General features: G+C 45.6%; 14 protein-coding genes and 5 tRNA genes. 7 read left to right on the forward strand and 12 right to left on the reverse strand.

From position 1 onward, the window contains the following. Positions 1 to 50: 50 nt before the first annotated feature. From R7P80_RS28485 to R7P80_RS28505, 5 genes are all read right to left on the reverse strand, one after another. On the reverse strand, positions 51 to 1,070 hold the full coding sequence (locus R7P80_RS28485) for an SPOR domain-containing protein (RefSeq protein WP_005379113.1): 1,020 nt from the start codon (positions 1,068 to 1,070) through the stop codon (positions 51 to 53). A gap of 157 nt (positions 1,071 to 1,227) precedes the next feature. Continuing rightward, a complete protein-coding gene (locus R7P80_RS28490; protein WP_005384239.1) occupies positions 1,228 to 2,178 on the reverse strand; it encodes an ABC transporter permease in 951 nt (316 codons plus the stop codon). 2 nt (positions 2,179 to 2,180) lie between these two features. Further along, complete coding sequence (locus R7P80_RS28495) at positions 2,181 to 3,158, reverse strand: ABC transporter permease (protein ID WP_005379110.1); 978 nt, start codon at positions 3,156 to 3,158, stop codon at positions 2,181 to 2,183. A gap of 147 nt (positions 3,159 to 3,305) precedes the next feature. Beyond that, positions 3,306 to 4,859: an ABC transporter substrate-binding protein gene (locus R7P80_RS28500; protein ID WP_225492246.1), complete on the reverse strand. Its 1,554-nt coding sequence runs from the start codon at positions 4,857 to 4,859 to the stop codon at positions 3,306 to 3,308. Positions 4,860 to 4,951: 92 nt separating this feature from the next. Further along, entirely contained in the window at positions 4,952 to 6,667 is a 1,716-nt protein-coding gene (locus R7P80_RS28505; protein ID WP_225492247.1) for a dipeptide ABC transporter ATP-binding protein, read from the reverse strand. 661 nt (positions 6,668 to 7,328) lie between these two features. On the opposite strand from R7P80_RS28505, the gene R7P80_RS28510 reads away from it, so the two are divergent. After that, the gene (locus tag R7P80_RS28510; protein ID WP_005379107.1) at positions 7,329 to 8,054 is read left to right on the forward strand and encodes an HAD family hydrolase; all 726 of its coding nucleotides are present in this window, start codon (positions 7,329 to 7,331) and stop codon (positions 8,052 to 8,054) included. Between the two features lie 338 nt (positions 8,055 to 8,392). Here the strand turns inward: R7P80_RS28510 and R7P80_RS28515 are convergent. The 5 genes from R7P80_RS28515 to R7P80_RS28535 form a co-directional block, all read right to left on the reverse strand. Continuing rightward, positions 8,393 to 8,469: transfer RNA gene (locus R7P80_RS28515), tRNA-Pro, on the reverse strand. Between the two features lie 64 nt (positions 8,470 to 8,533). Further along, a tRNA-His gene (locus tag R7P80_RS28520) sits at positions 8,534 to 8,609 on the reverse strand. Between the two features lie 48 nt (positions 8,610 to 8,657). Further along, positions 8,658 to 8,734: transfer RNA gene (locus R7P80_RS28525), tRNA-Pro, on the reverse strand. A gap of 69 nt (positions 8,735 to 8,803) precedes the next feature. Then, positions 8,804 to 8,879 (reverse strand) — tRNA-His (locus R7P80_RS28530). 33 nt (positions 8,880 to 8,912) lie between these two features. Further along, positions 8,913 to 8,989 (reverse strand) — tRNA-Arg (locus tag R7P80_RS28535). 335 nt (positions 8,990 to 9,324) lie between these two features. Here R7P80_RS28535 and R7P80_RS28540 point away from each other — a divergent pair. Continuing rightward, positions 9,325 to 9,738: a c-type cytochrome gene (locus R7P80_RS28540; RefSeq protein WP_005384252.1), complete on the forward strand. Its 414-nt coding sequence runs from the start codon at positions 9,325 to 9,327 to the stop codon at positions 9,736 to 9,738. A gap of 73 nt (positions 9,739 to 9,811) precedes the next feature. On the opposite strand, the gene rep is transcribed toward R7P80_RS28540, so the two are convergent. Then, positions 9,812 to 11,827 (reverse strand): DNA helicase Rep, encoded by a 2,016-nt coding sequence (rep, locus tag R7P80_RS28545; protein WP_005379104.1) that lies wholly within the window; start codon positions 11,825 to 11,827, stop codon positions 9,812 to 9,814. A gap of 170 nt (positions 11,828 to 11,997) precedes the next feature. Between rep and R7P80_RS28550 the strand changes: the two genes are divergently transcribed. From R7P80_RS28550 to ubiK, 4 genes are all read left to right on the forward strand, one after another. Beyond that, a complete protein-coding gene (locus R7P80_RS28550) occupies positions 11,998 to 12,579 on the forward strand; it encodes a TetR/AcrR family transcriptional regulator (RefSeq protein ID WP_213972997.1) in 582 nt (193 codons plus the stop codon). Between the two features lie 18 nt (positions 12,580 to 12,597). Beyond that, positions 12,598 to 13,704, forward strand: coding sequence for a multidrug efflux RND transporter periplasmic adaptor subunit VmeC (vmeC, locus tag R7P80_RS28555; protein ID WP_213972998.1), 1,107 nt, complete (start codon positions 12,598 to 12,600; stop codon positions 13,702 to 13,704). A 12-nt stretch (positions 13,705 to 13,716) separates the two neighbouring features. After that, a complete protein-coding gene (gene vmeD, locus R7P80_RS28560) occupies positions 13,717 to 16,839 on the forward strand; it encodes a multidrug efflux RND transporter permease subunit VmeD (protein ID WP_005384257.1) in 3,123 nt (1,040 codons plus the stop codon). Positions 16,840 to 16,970: 131 nt separating this feature from the next. Next, on the forward strand, positions 16,971 to 17,222 hold the full coding sequence (ubiK, locus tag R7P80_RS28565; RefSeq protein WP_005379099.1) for a ubiquinone biosynthesis accessory factor UbiK: 252 nt from the start codon (positions 16,971 to 16,973) through the stop codon (positions 17,220 to 17,222). Positions 17,223 to 17,407: 185 nt separating this feature from the next. Here the strand turns inward: ubiK and ilvC are convergent, their stop codons facing one another. Next, entirely contained in the window at positions 17,408 to 18,892 is a 1,485-nt protein-coding gene (gene ilvC / locus R7P80_RS28570; protein ID WP_213869994.1) for a ketol-acid reductoisomerase, read from the reverse strand. Positions 18,893 to 19,035: 143 nt separating this feature from the next. On the opposite strand from ilvC, the gene ilvY reads away from it, so the two are divergent. Then, positions 19,036 to 19,926, forward strand: coding sequence for an HTH-type transcriptional activator IlvY (gene ilvY, locus R7P80_RS28575; protein WP_005379097.1), 891 nt, complete (start codon positions 19,036 to 19,038; stop codon positions 19,924 to 19,926). Positions 19,927 to 20,088: the final 162 nt, after the last annotated feature.

A 20,088-nucleotide genomic window follows, 5' to 3' on the forward strand; every position in this document is an offset into this window, starting at 1 on the left:
GCCCCGAACTCGGGGCTTTCTTCTATATTTTGACCACAATATCTGAGTCGTTATTTCACGCACACCACGTTCAATAATGAGGTCCCGGTGAGCTGATTGGGCTCACGATCGGCGAACAAACCTTTCTTATCTTTGCCCCAATACGGCAGTTGCAGTGGCCATTGATTTTTTTCCATCACCCCAGACGCCCTCAGCGCTTTAAACTCTGCAGGGTTAGCTAAGTTCATACCCAGTTGCTGACATACTTTGTGCGAGTTTTCGTAGTTGAGGCGGTTCCACGGCTTACCATGTTCCATGTAAAACTGATTATGGTGATCGAGTAAATATGGGACCACGTACGTTTTGCCCTGTACTGAAGTTCTCAACCGAACTTCAATGTCATCATTTCCAGTGACAATTGGCTTCGCTTTGGTCTTAGCAACAGGCGTAGACGAAGAGCTATCACGTGAACTTTTTGCCTTGGTATCTGGCTTCTCTGCCCGCGCTTTAAAGGCGTCGGTATCAGCTCGCACAGCAGGAACTGGCGCGGGTTTCGGGGTCACCGTCGGTGTTGGCTTAACCGAAGATGCGGCTGATTTCGACGATACAGTAGATTTAGGTGTAGGTGGTGTTACTGGTTGTTTCGTCCCTTTCCCAACCACTCGGATGAACGCCTCTTTGTAATTCGACAAGGTTTTGACTCCTCGTAAGTCATCCCTCGCATCAGACAATGCCTTGTAAGGTCCAATCAAACAGCGATAGCCTTTGGATTCAGGCTTCATCCATACGTCGGTCGTGATTTTACTATAGAGAGGCTTAGCTTTCGCGAGAGACATAGGCTTGGGTAGCAATCCGCATTGAATCCAGTAAAGGTAGTTGCCCCCCTGCGGCACTTTCTTTCCCCATACTCCGTTACCAATTGGGCACGTTTTCTCAAGCATCGGTAATTCTTTCTCGCTGGCTTGAGTCGCTTGGCAAAGGAACTCCTCCGCCTCAACTGGATTAGAAAACTGGGCGCATACCAGCAACAAACCCAAAGCCAGGCTTGCTTGGAAGACGTTAGATGGGCGTTGGGCCTTCTTCATTTCCATACACTTCACTCTAAATTAGTGGGTAAGGTCATCATGGCGGAAAAGCGCCAAAAAAATGTGAACAAAGAATAACTAGCAAAAAAAGAGCCGGAATTTGCATCCGGCTCTCAGTTTAGGAAGGAATTAAGCGAATTTACAACGCTTGATGGGAAAATTCTTATCCTTTGTACAGTTTCGGGTTGAATACATCACGTAGCCAGTCGCCCAACAGGTTGATAACCAAAACCAATGTTACGAGCACGATGCCAGGGAAAGCAGTAATCCACCATGCACCAGAGAAGATGTAGTTAAAGCCGATGCTGATTAGCGCACCCAGAGACGGCTGATCGACTGGCAGACCCAAACCTAGGAATGACAGCGCCGCTTCCGACATGATTGCGTTCGCTACCTGTACCGTCGAGATAACCAAGATTGGTGATAAACAGTTCGGCAGGATGTGACGGAACATGATGCGTGGCGCTTTAAAGCCCATCACACGCGCCGCTTCGACGTATTCTTTCTTCTTCTCTGCCAATACCGAGGCACGAATAGTCCGTGCGTATTGCGGCCATTCAGCCACACCGATGATCACCACCAGCATCACCACCGCGTATTGGCTGTAAAAATCGCTGCCAAAGCTGGCTTTGAAAATGGCCGATACGATGATCGCCACCATCATGGTTGAGAACGATAGTTGAACATCCGCAAAGCGCATCAAGAAGCTATCGATACGACCACCGAAGTAACCCGCCGACAAACCAATGATGATACCCAGAATCAACTGAAGACCGACGGCTAAAAAGCCGATCGTCAAAGACAAACGAGAACCGTAAAGAATGGTCGATAAAATATCACGGCCTTGCTCATCAGTACCAAGAACAAAACGCTCATCGCCATCTTCCATCCACGAAGGTGGCAACTCAGAATCCATGATGTCGATAGACGTCAGATCGTACGGGTCTGTTGGCGCAAGAATCGGTGCAGCCAATGCCAATACTAAGAACATCATAAAGACGGTAAAACTCGCCATCGCCACTTTGTCGCGTTTGAAGTAATACAGAAAATCTGACTCTTTGAAACGCTGCCACGCTGATGGAGCAGGAGCTGGTGTTAAATTTGATTGGCTCATGATTAAGCTCCTTTTCCAGTTAGGTTCACAGTTGGGTTGATGATGCCGTACAGCAAGTCAACGATGGTATTGGTTACCACGAAGATCAGACCAACAAAGATAACGTAGGCAGTGATCAGCGGTGTATCTACACGGTTGATTGCCTCTAGGAAAAGGAAGCCAGTGCCCGGCCATTGGAACACGGTTTCAGTAAGAATGGTGTAGGCCACCATGGTACCAATCTGCACGCCACCTACCGTCAATACTGGTAGCATGGTGTTCTTAAGTGCATGTTGGTAATAAATCTTTTGTAAGTTCAAACCTTTTGCTTTGGCGAACTTAATGTATTCCGAACTCAGAACTTCCAGCATTTCTGAACGCACCAAGCGGATGAACAACGGCAACATGATAGACGCTAGCGCAATACAAGGTAGGATGAGGTGCTTGATACCATCAATGGTAAAGAAGCCAGATTCCCAACCGAGTACGTTAGCGGTTTCACCTCGCCCATAGGAAGGCAACCAACCGAGTTCTATTGAAAAGACATACATCAGCATGATTGCGGTTAAGAACACCGGAATCGAGATACCGACACTGCTCATCGCCATGACAAATTTGGTAAAAACACTCTTAGGATGAATCGCAGAGTACACCCCAAGCGGAATAGAGAAAACAATGATGATAAGCGTCGCGCCAAACACGAGCTCTAATGTAGCTACCAGCTTGTCGAGGATCACCTCAACCGCAGGTCGCTTGAAAAAATATGAGGTACCCAAATCACCTTGCAGTGCATTACCCACAAAGCGCGTGTACTTTGTGATAAAGGGATCGTTCAGGCCCAAGTCGTCGCGTAGCGCTTGACGCTCCGATTCCGAAACCGACTGACCTACAAGCTCACGCAGCGGATCACCCAGGTTGTCCTGAATGGCAAACGCCACCAAACTGATCACAAACATCACTATCAGTGCCTGAAACAGGCGCTTGACCAGAAACGAAAACATTCCTTGCCCCTTAACTATCCATAGATCTCTAAATTAGAGAGAAAATTCAGTCTAAATAACCAACTCAATCCGACTGAAACAAAATTGAGTCGAGTGCTTTAAGTTGAGGAGGGAAATCCATCCCTCCTCAAAGTAGACTAACCGTGATTATTCAACCACTAGGTCACCGAAGTAAGGCATTACCATTGGGTTAACGATATCTGCCGCTTTCACGTTAGACTTCGCGCCCCAGGCTTCACTTTGCCAGTGTAGCGGTACGAATGCAGCGTCGTTGTACAACGTTGCTTCAACGCCTTTCAGCATTTCTGCACGTTTAGCTGGATCCGTTTCTACGTTTGCCGCTTCAACCACTTTGTCCATTTCTGGGTTAGAGTAATGACCACAGTTGTACTGACCACGACCTGTCTCTTCGTTACGTGTCATGGTTAGGAACTCGTTGAAGTTTGCTGAATCTTCTGTATCTGAGTGCCAACCGATCATCAACATGTCTGCCGCACACTTGTCGAACTCAGGCCAGTATTGCGCTTTAGGCATAGTCTTCAGGTCAACCTTGATGCCGATCTTAGACAGCATTGCCGCCGCCGCTTGTGCCACTTTCGCATCGTTCACATAGCGGTTGTTTGGTGCAATCATCGTTAGCGTCAGGCCATTTTCGTAACCCGCTTCTTTCATCAGCTCTTTCGCTTTCTTCAGATCGTAGCGAGGAACCAGTTTGTCATCGTGACCCACGTAACCTGCCGGGCTTTGCTGACCAGCAGCCGTTGCGAAGCCTTTCATGATTTTCTTCACGATACCTTCGTTATTGATTGCGTGAACAATCGCTTGGCGAACGCGAACGTCTTTCAATGCTTCGTTGCTGTTTTGGTTTAGTTGGAACGTGATGATACGAGTACCAGGCAGCGTGACTAGGTCGATGCCGTCAGCATCTTCAACGCGTTTGTGGTCGTTTGGCGCTACAGGGTGAATCATGTCAACACCGCCAGAAAGCAGCGCTGCTACACGAGTTGCGTCTTCTTTAATTGGCACAAGCGTTAGCTTATCAACATTACCTTTCGACTCTTTGTCCCAGTAATCTTTAAAGCGTTCAAATTCCACTTTTACGCCCTGTTCACGTGAAGTCACAATGAATGGACCCGTGCCAGATACGCTAGTCGATGCAAATGAGTTACCGTGCTTCACTAGCTCAGACTTGTCTTTGCCGTCTGCGGTTTTGCCCGTGTAGAACTTGCTGTCCATAGGGAAAATGTACGTTGCGGTTTGCAGCACTAGTGGGTAAGGACCTTTAGTTACAAGATCGAACGTGTTGTCGTCAACTTTGACGATTTTCTCGTACGGGTCGAAGATGTTTTTAAAGTCAGGAGAGCTTTGTAAACGCTGGAACGTCCACACGACGTCGTCAGTCGTTAGAGTATTGCCAGAATGGAATTTCACACCTTCACGCAGTTTGAAACGAACAGTCGTATCGTTTATGCGTTCCCAGCTTTCTGCTAGGCGAGGCTCGAAATCCATTTTTTGAGTAAAGCGAACCAACGGATCAAATACCATGTGTGACATTTGCAGTGTGCCACCTGATAGCTGCTCATGTGGGTCAAGCGATACTGGGTCAGCTGCATAGCCAACTTTGATATCTGCTGCCATTGCGTTAAAGCTTAGGCCCGCAGCCATTAGCGCCACTGCTAATTTGCTTTTCATGGTTTTCATTTGCATAACTCCTTCATGCGGGGATACGGATCCCTTGTTGTTGTGTTTGCGTCTTTGTTATGACTAAAGGTTAGCCAAGCGAATTGCTTGGTTTATGCCGTTTCGATCTCTTCTCGCAAGCCAGTAAACTCCGGCATCAGAGAAATCAATTTTTTGCTGTATTCGTGTTGGGGTACCGTGAATAACTGTTCTGTTGGTGCCACTTCTAAAAGTGTACCCATTTGCATCACACCTACTCGGTCACACATCTGGCGAATAACAGGTAAATCGTGGCTGATAAACAACATAGTCAAGTTCAGCTCACTTTGCAGATCTTTCAGCAAGTTTAGAATTTGTGCCTGTACCGATACGTCCAGTGCTGAGGTCGGTTCATCACAAATCAAAAGTCGAGGACGAGTCGCCAACGCACGCGCAATAGAAATACGTTGACGTTGACCACCGGAGAATTCATGAGGATACTTTAGCCCAGCCATTCGACCCAAACCAACATGATCCAATAGGTCATTCACGATTTGGCGAGTTTCCGACTCGTTTTTCGTCAATTTATGAAAACGGATTGGCTCAGCAATAATATCAAATACCTTCATACGAGGGTTCATTGAAGTATACGGGTTTTGGAACACCATCTGCATTTGACGACGCATCGGGCGGCGCTCTTTCTCAGAGGTTAAAGCGGTCAGGTCAATGCCCTCGAATTTCACCTGACCAGAGTTAGGTTGGTATAAACCAGCAATCACACGTGCAATGGTCGATTTACCTGAACCAGACTCGCCCACCAAACCAAAGGTTTCGCCTTCGTGCACTTCAAAGCTCACATTATTAGATGCTTGCACGTATTCTCGGCGGCTCTCGAACAAAGAGTCTTTGGTCACAAAGCGAAGATTGACGTTCTTCACGTCCAAAAGCGGGCCAGTGTACTCACGCTCATCTTGGCTTTGTCCTAACCAGTGGTTCTTGATATCGAGTGGCTCCATTTCCGCCGCTTCTTCGATATAGCTTACTAACGGGAAACGATCTAGCTTTCTGTCTGAACGTGGTACCGCTGAAATTAGACTGCGAGTGTAAGAGTGATCAGGATCACCCAATACTTTGGCTGTTGGTCCAAACTCCACCAAGTCACCACGATACATTACCGCCACGCGATCGGTGACGTTGGAGACGACACCCATATCGTGAGTAACCAACATACAGCCGACATTGTTCTTGATACACAGCTCGCGGATCAAGTTGAGGATTTGGTCTTGGATAGAAACGTCTAACGCCGTAGTTGGTTCGTCCGCGATGATGAGATCAGGCTCACCAGCCAAAGCAATAGCAATGACAACACGCTGACGCATACCACCAGAGAATTGGTGCGGGTACTGTTTTAAGCGGTTTTCTGGTTGCGGAATACCAACCTGCTGCATAAGAGAAAGCGCGCGCTGATACGCCTCTTCATCAGAGACCTTCATGTTAGCGTGGATCGTCTCTTTCAGCTGTTGCTCAACAGTAAAAAGTGGATTGAGCGAGGTCATCGGATCTTGGAAAATAAAACCTATTTTCGAGCCGCGAACCTTACGCATCGCTTCTGGTGATAGGCCAGAAATTTTTTCTCCATCCAAGAATACATCACCGCTAGCAACGCGACCTGGGGGACTAAGCAAATCGATAACAGCGTTACCAACGGTGGATTTACCCGCACCTGATTCGCCAACAACACCCACGATTTCACCACGTTCAATATGAAAAGAAAGTGACTTCACGGCAGCGTGAACGCCGTGTCGGGATGGGTATTCAATACGAAGGTTTTTCACTTCTAATAGTGACATTTCAGACCTCTACTGCCTTGTCTGTGGTATCGAATCATGCCAAAGGCACCATTCATCACCTGAATGAATCCGTTCAAATTCAGAATAATACTCTGAAATCTTAATGCGGAAATAATTTGGCAAAAATCACACAAAAAAGCAACAATTAAAGTATATTCCGCCGAAAAAACATTAAATAAACGCACAATTAGCGAATAAAAATGCATTAACAAGTATTTAACCATTTTCATATCACACTATTTTTGTGCGTCATGCACCAATAAAACTAGAAAAATGCTCTAAAAGTAAACATGAGCTAAACAAGATCATTAACCACATTATTCATGTGCATTTATTAACATTTAACAAACAATATCATATGCAAAAAGTGTTTTTTCAACATAAAAAACTATTAATAAAATAGTCGGCAAATACAAAAAGCCAAACTTAGGAAGAGAAAGGATAGGTCAAAACGTGAACAAAACAGCAAAACCACACAAATCCTGCTCCAACGCAGATTATGCGCCACTTAAGCGGTTTATTGACTAAGCAAAGGAAAGTACCGCTATCCTCATTCGTACGTCATAAGAAAACTCGCCGGTTTTAACCCTTTACGACACAATTGAGAGTGGGATAATAGATGAACAGTGTCAAAGCCAAGCCGTAAATAAAAGGAGCCCCTGTGCTTAAAGCGATTTTTTTTGATATGGACGAGACTTTATGTGCAACGTCACAAGCCGATAAAGTTGCAGGACAAGCGTTTACAACTTGGATTCATAAGACCTACCCACAAGTTACCGAGCCAAAAGCATTTTTGCAGCGCTACTTACAGGGTGTATACAAAAAGCTGAATGCTGAGTTCCCTCACCTTGTGGCTCTGCTACCCGATGAAAATGCCTTCCGTTGTGGCCTGATCCAAAACATCTTGGCGGAGCAAGGCGTCAGCATCACTGCAAAAGAGGCTCAACAAGCTCAAGACTACTTTGACTCTGCACGTATGGGCGCGTTCACCTTCTTCCCTGGTGTAAAAGAAATGCTCAGCGACCTTCGTCAACATTACAAACTCGTCGTGATCACTAACGGTCCGATTTTTTCTCAACACCCTAAATTAAACGCGACACAAATGAGCAACTGGGTGGACCATATTATTGTGGGAGGAGAAGAGCCAGAAGAGAAACCTGCTACAAGTATTTTCCAAAAAGCGCTCGACTTGGTCGAAGTAAAACCAGAAGAGGCTCTACACGTGGGCGACTCTTTACCTGCTGACATTGCTGGCGCTAACAATATGGGTATTTTGAGTGTGTGGGTGAATGCGACAGGCGCAAGTAACTCAACGGATATAACGCCAAGTTTTGAAATCCAAGAAACGGTAGAACTGAAAGAAATCCTTAAAACACTCGCCCAATAAAAGCAGCGGATTAGAAAACTACAAAACCCCAGACACTGCTCTGGGGTTTATTTTGTCAGCTCGAAAAGCATTTGGATCATAGGTGGTCAAAAGCCCCTAGAGCTGTACACTTTTGGGGAAAATTGAAATGGAATGCCGATTCTTTTCAGGAGAGATGCAAAAAAGCCCCAGTCTTTCGACTGAGGCTCTAAATAGCGGTCGGTGAAGAGCCGAATTCTAACTTCAGGCGAACCCCACTTGGGTTCAAATCCATTGATACATTACCGACTAATACAGTCCAAGCGAGATCATAAACTCTAAAACGACGAAAGCCTGCTAAAAAGCAGGCTTTCTAATAGTGGTCGGTGAAGAGGGATTCGAACCCCCGACCCTCTGGTCCCAAACCAGATGCGCTACCAAGCTGCGCTATTCACCGAACTGTATTTGCTGATTTTCTCAAATCAGACAGGACACTTCAACTAAGAAGTCACCTTAATTAATGGGGTGGCTAACGAGATTCGAACTCGCGACCACCGGAATCACAATCCAGGGCTCTACCAACTGAGCTATAGCCACCATCAATTTTTGCTGTTTACCGCTCTATTAGAGCCATAAACTAAATAGTGGTCGGTGAAGAGGGATTCGAACCCCCGACCCTCTGGTCCCAAACCAGATGCGCTACCAAGCTGCGCTATTCACCGACGATGTTTTATCTTGATTGAATCAAGATTGGGAGCAATGCTACCGCATTCAATCTAAAAAAGAAAGAATGGGGTGGCTAACGAGACTTGAACTCGCGACAACCGGAATCACAATCCGGGGCTCTACCAACTGAGCTATAGCCACCACTGATTTTTACCGATGTATCCTCCGAGGCAATGGTACGCCCGAAAGGATTCGAACCTTCGACCTTTGGCTCCGGAGGCCAACGCTCTATCCAACTGAGCTACGGGCGCATGCCCTATCGGCGGAGTGGAATAATACGGATATCACACTATGCCGTCTAGTACTTTTTTTACTTTTTTTATCGTTTGGTCTCTTTTTCGACAGTTATCTTCCGTTAAAGTGGATTTTTGATGTGATTCACGCCCTGTCATGGATAACTTGTTGTTTATTGCAACAAGTTATCGGGATATAATCACCCATTATTTACATTGATTTAACAGCTGCAACCAAGTTGTCTAATCATTCTATGCCATTCAGTGGAATTTAATGATTTCTCTGCTCGGCATTAATACTCTAACTATATAAATAGGTAAGTCACTTACCTCGGGAATGTGAAGTGGGTTTAATGGATATGTCTCGACAAATGATTAGCGTTTTGTTCGCTGCCTTAACGTTTTCTACGGCAGCTTTAGCTTCTGACATCAGCCAAACTGAATACGATGCGATCGCAGAACGCATCCAACCTGTCGGTGATGTTTATCTAGCAGGTTCTGAGCCAGTGAAAGAAGAACCAACCGGTCCACGTGATGGCGCCACAGTTTATGGTACTTTTTGTATTGCTTGTCACGCATCTGGTGTAAACGGCGCACCTAAAACAGGTAATGCCGATGATTGGGCACCGCGTATTGCACAAGGCAAAGATACGTTAGTGAAGCACGCATTAGAAGGCTTCAATGCGATGCCAGCCAAAGGAACCTGTATGGACTGTTCTGACGATGAAATCATCGCAGCAATTGACCACATGATTGAAGGTCTATAAGTAAAGACATCAACGAAAAAGGCTTGCCAGTTGGCAAGCCTTTTTGTTTTTAGTCAGTGAGAACAAGGTTACTTTACTTCTTAAACATTGCTCGAATATTGGCAATGTGTGCTTGACCTTTCGCCATACGCTCTTCTGCTGATACTGGCTTTTTGTTTACTTCCCATTCAACGTCATCAAATGGCAACTCATCCAAAAAGCGGCTTTGAGTCGGTTTGATCAACTCGCCGAACTGCCGACGCTCTTTGCACATAGTGAAAGTCAGTTCACGTTGCGCTCGAGTAATACCAACGTACATCAGGCGACGCTCTTCTTCCACGTTATCTTCATCAATACTGGTTTGGTGCGGTAAAATACCTTCTTCGGACCCAATTAAGTATACATATGGGAACTCAAGGCCTTTTGATGCGTGCAAGGTCATCAGTTGTACTGCATCACTGTCTTCATCTTCTTCACCGCGCTCCATCATGTCACGCAAGGTCAAACGTTGAACGACTTCTTTTAACGTTTTCTCTTCTTGATCGTAGTTGTCACCCTCTAGGTCCGCCACTATCCATGAATAAAGGTCAGAAACGTTCTTCATTCGCATTTCAGCGGCTTTCGGACTTGCTGAAGTTTCGTATAGCCAATCTTCATAATGGATATCACGAACTAGCGAACGAACCGCTTCGACGGTATCACCACGCTCAGCTTGATCAGCGATCGCCACTAGCCATTGGGTGAAACGACGCAGGTTTTCTAGGCCACGTCCCGTTAGGTGCTGTTCGAGCCCCATTTCAAAGCTCGACTCAAACAGGCTCTTGCCTCGCATATTGGCATAACTGCCTAATTTCTCTAACGTTACTGGGCCAATTTCACGTCGCGGAGTGTTCACAATGCGCAAAAATGCATTGTCGTCATCCGGATTAACCAAAACGCGCAAATACGCCATGATGTCTTTAATCTCTGCGCGCGCAAAAAACGAGGTGCCGCCAGAAATTTTATACGGTACACGGTTTTGCATCAGAGACTTTTCAATCAAACGTGATTGGTGGTTACCACGATATAGAATCGCATAATCTTTATATTCGGTACGGTTTAGGAACTTATGCGCAATTAGTTCACCCGTTACGCGCTCTGCTTCGTGCTCTTCATTTTTAGCCAACAACACTTTGAGTTTTTCACCGTCAGGAATTTCAGAGAACAAGGACTTCTCATAGACGTGAGGGTTGTTAGCTATCAAAATGTTGGCCGCACGCAGGATTCGACTCGTTGAACGGTAGTTTTGCTCTAGCTTAATCAAACGCAAATTCGGATAATCTTCACCCAGCAACACGAGGTTCTGAGGTTTCGCACCACGCCATGAATAAATAGACTGATCGTCATCCCCTACAACCGTCAATCGCCCACGTTCTCCGACGATTAATTTGACCAGCTCATACTGACTCGTGTTGGTATCTTGATACTCGTCAACCAGTAGGTAACGGATACGATTCTGCCAACGCTGACGAACGTCTTCATGATTACGTAAGAGTAAAACGGGCATCAAAATTAGGTCATCAAAATCAAGCGCGTTATAGGCTTTCATTTGCTTTTGGTACATATCAAAACAGAACGCAAACAATTGTTGCTGTTCACCTTGCGCACGCGCTTTGGCTTGCTCTGGCGTCAACATGTCGTTTTTCCAGTTGGAAATACAACTCAGAAGCTGACGTAGCAGATCTTTATCACCATCAAGCTGCTTTTCGGTAAGTTCTTTGAGCAGCGCTAGCTGGTCTTGGTCATCAAACAGTGAGAAGCCCGCTTTCAACCCTAAATGCTTGTACTCACGCTTGATGATGTTCAATCCTAAAGTGTGGAATGTTGATACCATCAAACCTTTAGACTCACCTTTCCCTAACGTTTGACCTACACGCTCCTTCATTTCACGTGCTGCTTTGTTGGTAAACGTCACCGCCGCAATGTTACGCGCTTTGTAACCACATTGCTGAACCAGATAAGCGATTTTATTGGTAATAACACGAGTTTTGCCCGAGCCAGCACCAGCTAGCACTAGGCATGGACCAGACACGTATTTCACGGCTTCATCTTGACTAGGGTTCAGCTTCATAGAAATTCTCTGCGGGTGATAAATGTGGCGCCTATGATAAAGGGGTGGCCTCGTGAAAGCTATGCTGATTTCTTGTAATTTTCACACCAATTAAGTGCAATATTCTGTTGCATAAATGGCGGGTATTTAAGCTATAATGAATGAACGTTCATTCACTAAAGGGTGACATTATGAAGGATAACCCTGCTGTAGATAAACGAGAACAAATCTTAGTCGCTGCTGAACAACTCATTGCTGAATCTGGCTTTCAAGGGCTTTCCATGCAAAAGCTCGCCAATGAGGCAGGTGTCGCAGCAGGGACGATTTACCGTTATTTCTCAGATAAAGAACATCTTTTAGAGGAACTACGCCTTAACGTTGCTAAGCGTGTTGCTACTGCGGTGCAACTAGGTGTTAGTGAAGAGATGCCTTTAAAACAGCGTTATCGAACCATGTGGCTCAATATTTGGAATTTAGCGAGCTCGAACTTAAGTGCGATCAGCAACCGAGTCCAATATGAGTCTTTACCCTGTTCAAATAGTAGCAAAGCTCGGGAACTTGAGAGACAAATGTTTGCCCAAGTAGATCTTCTTTTTAATCAGGGTAAAGACGAGGGAGTATTCAAGTTTCTCGATAACGAAGTACTTTCTGGATTGAGTTTTGAGGCAAGTGTTGCACTTGCTCGGAAACACGCTTTGGGATTTTATCAACTGGATAAGACGGCATTAGAGGCCGCTATTGAAGCCAGTTGGGATGCAATTATTAAACACTAACTTGGAGTTCTTAATAGAATGAAAAAGTGGACTTTCTTTATGTTACTTATCGTCGTTCTCTTGTTCGGCAGCGTGATAGGTTTCAATTTATTTAAGCAACAAAAGATCGCTGAATACATGGCAAACCGTCCTGAACCTGAGTTCCCAGTAACCGTGACAGAAGTGCAAGCGGTGGATTGGGTACCAGTCATCGAGGCAATTGGTTTTATCGAGCCAAACCAAGGCGTGACGGTAGCAAATGAGACCAGCGGTGTTATCGATAAAATCGCGTTTGATTCCGGTACTCAAGTTAAATCGGGTCAGCCATTAGTGTTGCTTGATTCTGAAGTCGAAAAAGCAAATTTGAAGAGCTCGCAAGCTAAGTTGCCAGCGGCAGAAGCGAAATACAAACGCTACCAAGGCCTATTCAAAAAAGGCTCTATTTCTAAAGAAGCGTATGACGAAGCAGAAGCAAACTACTTCTCCTTAAAAGCGGATATTGAAAGCCTGAAAGCAACCATCGACCGACGCGAAATCAAAGCGCCATTTGATGGTGTGGTAGGTATTCGTAACGTGTACCTCGGTCAGTACCTACAGGCGGGCACCGATATCGTTCGCCTTGAAGATACCAGCGTGATGCGCTTGCGCTTCACCGTGCCACAAACCGATATTTCACGTATCAATATCGATCAAGAAGTGGATATCTTTGTTGACGCTTATCCAGACCAACCTTTCAAAGGGTCTATTTCTGCGATTGAACCAGCTGTAAACGTACAAAGTGGTTTGATTCAAGTTCAAGCGGATATCCCTAACAGTGACGGCAAACTACGTAGTGGTATGTTCGCGCGTGCAAACATCATTCTGCCTAAATTAGAAAATCAGGTCACTCTACCTCAAACCGCGATCACATTTACGCTGTATGGCGACAATGTTTACATCGTAACAGAAGAAGATGGCGAAAAACGCGTTAAGCAGCATGTGGTAAAAGTTGGCGAACGCTCTAAAGATATCGCACACATTCTAGAAGGCGTGAAGCCAGGTGATGTAGTGGTGACGTCGGGTCAAGTCCGTTTGAGTAACCATGCGAAAGTAAGCATTGTCGAAAGCGATGCAACTACCCCACCTGCTGAAACACCAATGCTTTAAGTTGGAGGCATCATGCGCTTTACAGATGTTTTTATAAAACGTCCAGTTTTAGCGGTATCGATCAGCTTTTTGATTGCATTGCTTGGTTTGCAAGCGGTGTTCAAAATGCAGGTTCGTGAATACCCTGAAATGACGAATACGGTGGTCACCGTGACCACCAGTTACTACGGTGCAAGTGCCAACTTGATCCAAGGCTTTATTACTCAGCCATTGGAGCAAGCGGTAGCGCAAGCCGATAATATTGATTACATGACTTCGCAATCGGTATTGGGTAAATCGACCATTACTGTAAACATGAAGTTGAATACTGATCCAAATGCGGCGTTGTCTGACATTCTGGCGAAAACCAACTCGGTACGTTCACAGCTACCAAAAGAAGCCGAAGACCCAACCGTAACCATGTCGACAGGTTCGACAACGGCGGTACTGTACATCGGCTTTACGAGTGACGAGTTATCTTCAAGCCAGATCACTGACTACCTTGAGCGTGTAATCAACCCGCAGTTGTTCACCGTAAACGGTGTGTCCAAAGTTGACCTGTATGGTGGTATGAAGTACGCACTGCGCGTATGGTTAGATCCTGCCAAAATGGGCGCTTTGAAGCTTACCGCAACCGATGTGATGAGCGTTCTTAACGCCAACAACTACCAATCTGCAACCGGTCAAGCGACGGGTGAGTTCGTGCTTTATAACGGTAGCGCAGATACTCAGGTATCAAACGTTGCTGAACTTGAAGCATTGGTCGTGAAAACTGGTGAAGGGGATGTCATCCGCCTAGGTGATATCGCTAAAGTAACGCTAGAGAAGAGTCACGACGTTTATCGCGCAAGTGCAAACGGTCAAGAAGCTGTGGTTGCGGCGATCAACGCAGCGCCAAGTGCTAACCCAATCAACATTGCAGCAGACGTACTTGAACTGTTGCCTCAGCTTGAGCGCAACCTACCAAGTAACATCAAAATGAACGTGATGTACGACTCTACGATTGCGATCAACGAGTCAATTCACGAGGTAGTCAAAACGATTCTTGAAGCAGCGGTCATCGTACTTGTGGTTATCACACTGTTCCTAGGTTCATTCCGCGCGGTAATCATTCCTATCGTGACCATTCCACTTTCATTGATTGGTGTGGCAATGGTGATGCAAGCAATGGGTTTCTCTTGGAACTTGATGACGCTACTGGCGATGGTGCTTGCCATCGGTCTGGTGGTGGATGACGCGATCGTTGTACTAGAAAACGTTGACCGTCACATCAAAGAAGGGGAATCGCCATTCCGAGCTGCAATTATTGGTACGCGTGAAATTGCGGTTCCAGTTATCGCGATGACATTGACGCTAGGTGCAGTGTACGCGCCGATCGCATTGATGGGTGGTATCACCGGTTCATTGTTCAAAGAGTTCGCTTTGACACTGGCAGGTTCAGTATTCGTATCCGGCATCATCGCTTTGACACTATCACCAATGATGTGTTCGAAGATGCTGAAGGCGAACGAGAAGCCAAGCAAGTTTGAGCAAAAAGTTCACCATATCCTTGATGGCATGACCACTCGTTACGAAGGCATGTTGAAAGCGGTAATGGCTCATCGTCCGGTTGTTATTGCGTTTGCAATCATTGTATTTGCAAGCTTACCGGTCTTGTTCAAGTTTATTCCTAGCGAACTAGCACCATCTGAAGATAAAGGTGTGGTCATGCTGATGGGTACCGCCCCATCAAACGCGAACTTGGACTATATCCAAAATACCATGGATGACGTAAACCAAATACTCTCAGATCAACCGGAGGTGGAATACGCACAGGTCTTTAATGGTGTACCAAACTCAAACCAAGCGTTTGGCCTAGCAACATTGAAGCCTTGGAGTGAACGAGAGGCAAGCCAATCTGAAATCACGAAACGTGTGGGTGGCCTAGTATCAAGTGTGCCTGGTATGTCTGTCACTGCATTCCAAATGCCAGAGCTTCCAGGTGCAGGCTCAGGTCTACCTGTTCAGTTTGTAATTACAACACCAAATAGCTTCGAGAGCTTGTTTACTATCGCTAGCGATATTCTAACCGATGTTGCAAGTAGCCCAATGTTTGTCTATTCCGACCTGGATTTGAACTACGATTCAGCAACGATGAAGATCAAGATCGATAAAGACAAAGCGGGTGCCTACGGTGTGACGATGCAAGACATTGGCATCACTCTCAGCACCATGATGGCAGATGGTTATGTAAACCGAATCGACCTGAATGGTCGCTCGTATGAGGTGATTCCTCAAGTTGAGCGTAAATGGCGTCTAAACCCAGAATCGATGAAGAACTACTATGTACGCTCTGTAGATGGTAAAGCGGTTCCATTAGGCAGTCTGATTACTATCGATGTGGTGGCTGAGCCTCGCTCTTTGCCACACTTCAACCAGCTAAACTCAGCGACTGTGGGTGCAGTACCATCGCCTAGTGTTGCTATGGGTGACGCAATCGACTGGTTTGAGAATATTGCACAAACCAAGCTGCCTGCAGGCTATAACCACGATTACATGGGCGAATCTCGTCAGTTTGTAACGGAAGGTAGTGCCTTGTATGCAACCTTCGGTCTTGCACTTGCGATCATCTTCCTCGTTCTGGCGATTCAATTTGAATCACTCCGCGACCCTATTGTCATCATGGTATCTGTACCTCTGGCAATCTGTGGTGCCTTGATCGCATTGGCCTGGGGTACAGCCTCGATGAACATCTACTCGCAGGTTGGTTTGATCACGCTGGTCGGCCTAATAACCAAGCACGGTATCTTGATCTGTGAAGTAGCCAAAGAAGAGCAGTTACATAATAAACGGTCTCGTATTGATGCGGTGATGGAAGCTGCGAAAGTGCGTCTTCGCCCTATCCTAATGACCACTGCAGCGATGATCGCAGGTTTGATCCCGTTGATGTACGCAACAGGTGCAGGTGCCGCGCAACGTTTCAGTATCGGTATCGTCATCGTTGCTGGCCTTGCAATCGGTACACTGTTCACACTATTCGTACTACCTGTGATTTACAGCTACCTAGCTGAAAAACACAAACCTCTGCCAGTATTTGTTGAAGACAAAGACTTGGAAAAGTTAGCGCGAGTTGACGAAGCGAAAGCAGCTCATCGTGAATTAGCGGATAACAGATAAGCTATTAAGGCATTCAAAAAGGTCACTTCGGTGGCCTTTTTTATTGCTGCTCTCTTTTTTGCCATCTAAATGGCGACTTTCACGTATCATTTACTTAAAATGAGGACAAATCAAAAGGAGTTTTAGCCACTATGTTTGACCCAAAGAAATTAGAGCAAATTGCTAAACAGATTCACGACTCAATGCCTCAACCTGTAAAAGAATTGGGCTCTGATGTCGATCAGAAAGTTCGTCAAGTAATCCAAGGCCAGCTAAACAAGCTAGATGTTGTAAGTCGCGAAGAGTTTGATGTTCAAACTCAAGTTTTACTACGTACACGTCAAAAGCTAACAGAAATGGAACAGAAGTTGGCGCAACTTGAAGAAAAGCTTGCTGAAAAATAAGTATCAAAGCGCTCCTCACAAAGGAGCGTTTTTCTTATCGGCGCGCAGATAAATCGGCTAAAAACAAAAAGGCTTGGTCAACGGCGACCAAGCCTTTTGATTAGATGTTGTGTTTTATTTTGTATTTATCACTCCAGTCTGGCCAGAGTTCATTTAATATTTTCTCTACTTTGAAGCAAAGAAAATTAGCCACCAACCGCGATGCGCTTCATATCTGTCATATAACCACGTAGTTCTTCACCGATATATTCTACAGGGTGGTTTCGGATTGTTTCATTCACAGCGATAAGAGTCGCGTTATCCACTTGGTTAGAAGTTTCACCTAGACCTTTACCAATGACGTCTGTACTAACAGAAGGCATGAATTTTTCACGCAGTAGCGGCGTTGCTACATTAGCAAATAGGTAGTTACCATATTCAGCCGTATCAGAGATAACCACGTTCATCTCGTATAAACGCTTACGTGCGATAGTGTTTGCGATAAGTGGCAGCTCGTGTAGAGACTCGTAGTAAGCAGACTCATCGATGATGCCAGAAGCGGTCATCGCTTCAAATGCTAGCTCAACACCCGCACGAACCATAGCAACCATCAGGATACCGTTATCGAAGTACTCCTGCTCAGAAATTTCTACGTCAGTTTCTGGGTAGTTTTCGAAAGCAGTTTCACCCGTTTCTGCACGCCAGCCTAGTAGGTTTGCATCGTCGTTTGCCCAGTCAGCCATCATCGTGCTAGAGAAGTGACCTGTGATGATGTCATCCATGTGCTTGTTGTATAGCGGACGCATCAGCTCTTTTAGCTCTTCAGAAAGTTCAAATGCTTTTACTTTCGCAGGGTTAGTTAGGCGATCCATCATATGAGTGATACCACCAAACTTCAGAGCTTCCGTGATCGTTTCCCAGCCGTATTGAAGAAGCTTGCCTGCGTAGCCAGGATCGATACCATCAGCAATCATCTTCTCGTAACACACGATAGAGCCAGCCTGTAGCATGCCACAAAGGATAGTTTGCTCACCCATTAGGTCAGATTTCACCTCAGCAACAAAAGAAGACTCTAGACAGCCAGCACGGTGACCACCGGTTGCAGCAGCCCAAGCTTTCGCGATATCCCAACCTTCACCTTTTGGGTCGTTCTCTGGGTGAACAGCGATAAGAGTCGGTACACCGAAACCGCGCTTGTATTCTTCACGAACTTCCGTACCTGGACATTTAGGTGCAACCATTACTACCGTTAGGTCTTTACGGATTTGCATGCCTTCTTCAACAACGTTGAAACCGTGAGAGTAACCTAGTGTTGCGCCTTCTTTCATTAACGGCATTACCGTCTCAACAACGTTTGTGTGCTGCTTATCTGGAGTAAGGTTTACTACTAGATCAGCTTGTGGAATTAGCGTTTCGTAGCTACCTACCTCAAAACCGTTGTCTTTTGCGTTTTTGAATGACTGGCGTTGCTCATCAATCGCGGCTTGGCGAAGCGCATAAGCAACGTCTAGACCAGAGTCGCGCATGTTCAGACCTTGGTTAAGACCTTGAGCACCACAACCTACAATGACTACTTTCTTACCTTTCAGATAATCCGCTTCTGAAGCGAACTCACTGCGGTCCATAAAACGACAACGACCTAATTGGTCCAACTGCTCGCGCAAGTTTAGGGTATTGAAATAATTAGCCATCTGGGTGCTCCTTTGAGATTCTTCCATTGAGGTCAGTAATTGCCTTACCGAATAACTTCATACTAAAACAGACATGAGATTGCTTAAAGTGATATATTCACAATTAGTTATTGCAATTTATGCAACATGGAAATGAAAATTTAATGAATATCAAAAGCCTGCAACTTTTCATTCATCTCTGTGAGAGTAAAAGTTTCGCCAAGACCGCAGCGGCAATGCATATTAGCCCTTCAGCCTTAAGCCGACAGATACAAAAATTAGAGGAGGAAACCAGCCAACAATTGTTTTTACGCGACAACCGTAGCGTTGATTTAACTATCCAAGGTAAAAAGCTAGTCCCAGTAGCCTTAAAGATTCTTGGCGAATGGCAGCAGTATCAGAGTCACCTGAAGGGAACCGAGGATGAATTGAAAGGAGAAATCCGTCTCTTTTGTTCTGTTACTGCAAGCTACAGCCATCTTCCGGAGCTAATCTCTGACTTTCGTATTCAGAACCCTTTCATTGAGTTCAAACTATCAACCGGCGATCCAGCTCAAGCGATCGACAAAATACTAGCAGATGAAGCCGATATTGCCATATCAGCCAAGTCAGAACAGATGCCAAATAAAATCGCATTTGAAACGATCAGTGAAATCCCACTTTCTGTCATCGTACCTGTTGGGGTTAGTGCGTTTGCTGAAGAGCTACAAAAAGAAAAACCAGACTGGTCGGTCATTCCATTCATACTCCCAGAAGCAGGAACGGCAAGGGACAGGGCCAATACTTGGCTCAAACAAATGAAAATAAAGCCAAAGATCTACGCACAAACCTCCGGACATGAAGCCATCGTAAGTATGGTTGCATTGGGGTGTGGAGTAGGTATCGCACCTGATGTTGTAATCAACAACAGTCCGGTAAGAGAAAAGATAAATCGTTTAAAAGTCTTACCAATTAAACCTTTTAAACTTGGTGTTTGCTGCAACAAAACTCAGTTGGAGAATCCGCTTGTTAAAGCCTTTTGGAAGGTTGCAGAGAGCAAGTATATCGCACCTTAGATGAACACTTTTTAGGTATAAAGTGAGCTAATTTTAAAACTCTATAGATGCAAAAAAGCCCGCTCTTTCGAGCGGGCTTCTTAAATTTAAAGCCTGGCGATGTCCTACTCTCACATGGGGAAGCCCCACACTACCATCGGCGCTATTTCGTTTCACTTCTGA

The sequence above is a fragment of the Vibrio sp. 2092 genome, assembly GCF_033339635.1.
Lineage (GTDB): Bacteria > Pseudomonadota > Gammaproteobacteria > Enterobacterales > Vibrionaceae > Vibrio > Vibrio alginolyticus.

Excerpts from the sequence above, each read along its gene's own strand:
- R7P80_RS28485 (WP_005379113.1), bottom strand. The coding sequence starts at position 1,070 with ATGGAAATGAAGAAGGCCCAACGCCCATCTAACGTCTTCCAAGCAAGC.
- R7P80_RS28490 (WP_005384239.1), bottom strand. The coding sequence starts at position 2,178 with ATGAGCCAATCAAATTTAACACCAGCTCCTGCTCCATCAGCGTGGCAG.
- R7P80_RS28495 (WP_005379110.1), bottom strand. The coding sequence starts at position 3,158 with ATGTTTTCGTTTCTGGTCAAGCGCCTGTTTCAGGCACTGATAGTGATG.
- R7P80_RS28500 (WP_225492246.1), bottom strand. The coding sequence starts at position 4,859 with ATGAAAACCATGAAAAGCAAATTAGCAGTGGCGCTAATGGCTGCGGGC.
- R7P80_RS28505 (WP_225492247.1), bottom strand. The coding sequence starts at position 6,667 with ATGTCACTATTAGAAGTGAAAAACCTTCGTATTGAATACCCATCCCGA.
- R7P80_RS28540 (WP_005384252.1), top strand. The coding sequence starts at position 9,325 with ATGGATATGTCTCGACAAATGATTAGCGTTTTGTTCGCTGCCTTAACG.
- rep (WP_005379104.1), bottom strand. The coding sequence starts at position 11,827 with ATGAAGCTGAACCCTAGTCAAGATGAAGCCGTGAAATACGTGTCTGGT.
- R7P80_RS28550 (WP_213972997.1), top strand. The coding sequence starts at position 11,998 with ATGAAGGATAACCCTGCTGTAGATAAACGAGAACAAATCTTAGTCGCT.
- vmeC (WP_213972998.1), top strand. The coding sequence starts at position 12,598 with ATGAAAAAGTGGACTTTCTTTATGTTACTTATCGTCGTTCTCTTGTTC.
- vmeD (WP_005384257.1), top strand. The coding sequence starts at position 13,717 with ATGCGCTTTACAGATGTTTTTATAAAACGTCCAGTTTTAGCGGTATCG.
- ubiK (WP_005379099.1), top strand. The coding sequence starts at position 16,971 with ATGTTTGACCCAAAGAAATTAGAGCAAATTGCTAAACAGATTCACGAC.
- ilvC (WP_213869994.1), bottom strand. The coding sequence starts at position 18,892 with ATGGCTAATTATTTCAATACCCTAAACTTGCGCGAGCAGTTGGACCAA.
- ilvY (WP_005379097.1), top strand. The coding sequence starts at position 19,036 with ATGAATATCAAAAGCCTGCAACTTTTCATTCATCTCTGTGAGAGTAAA.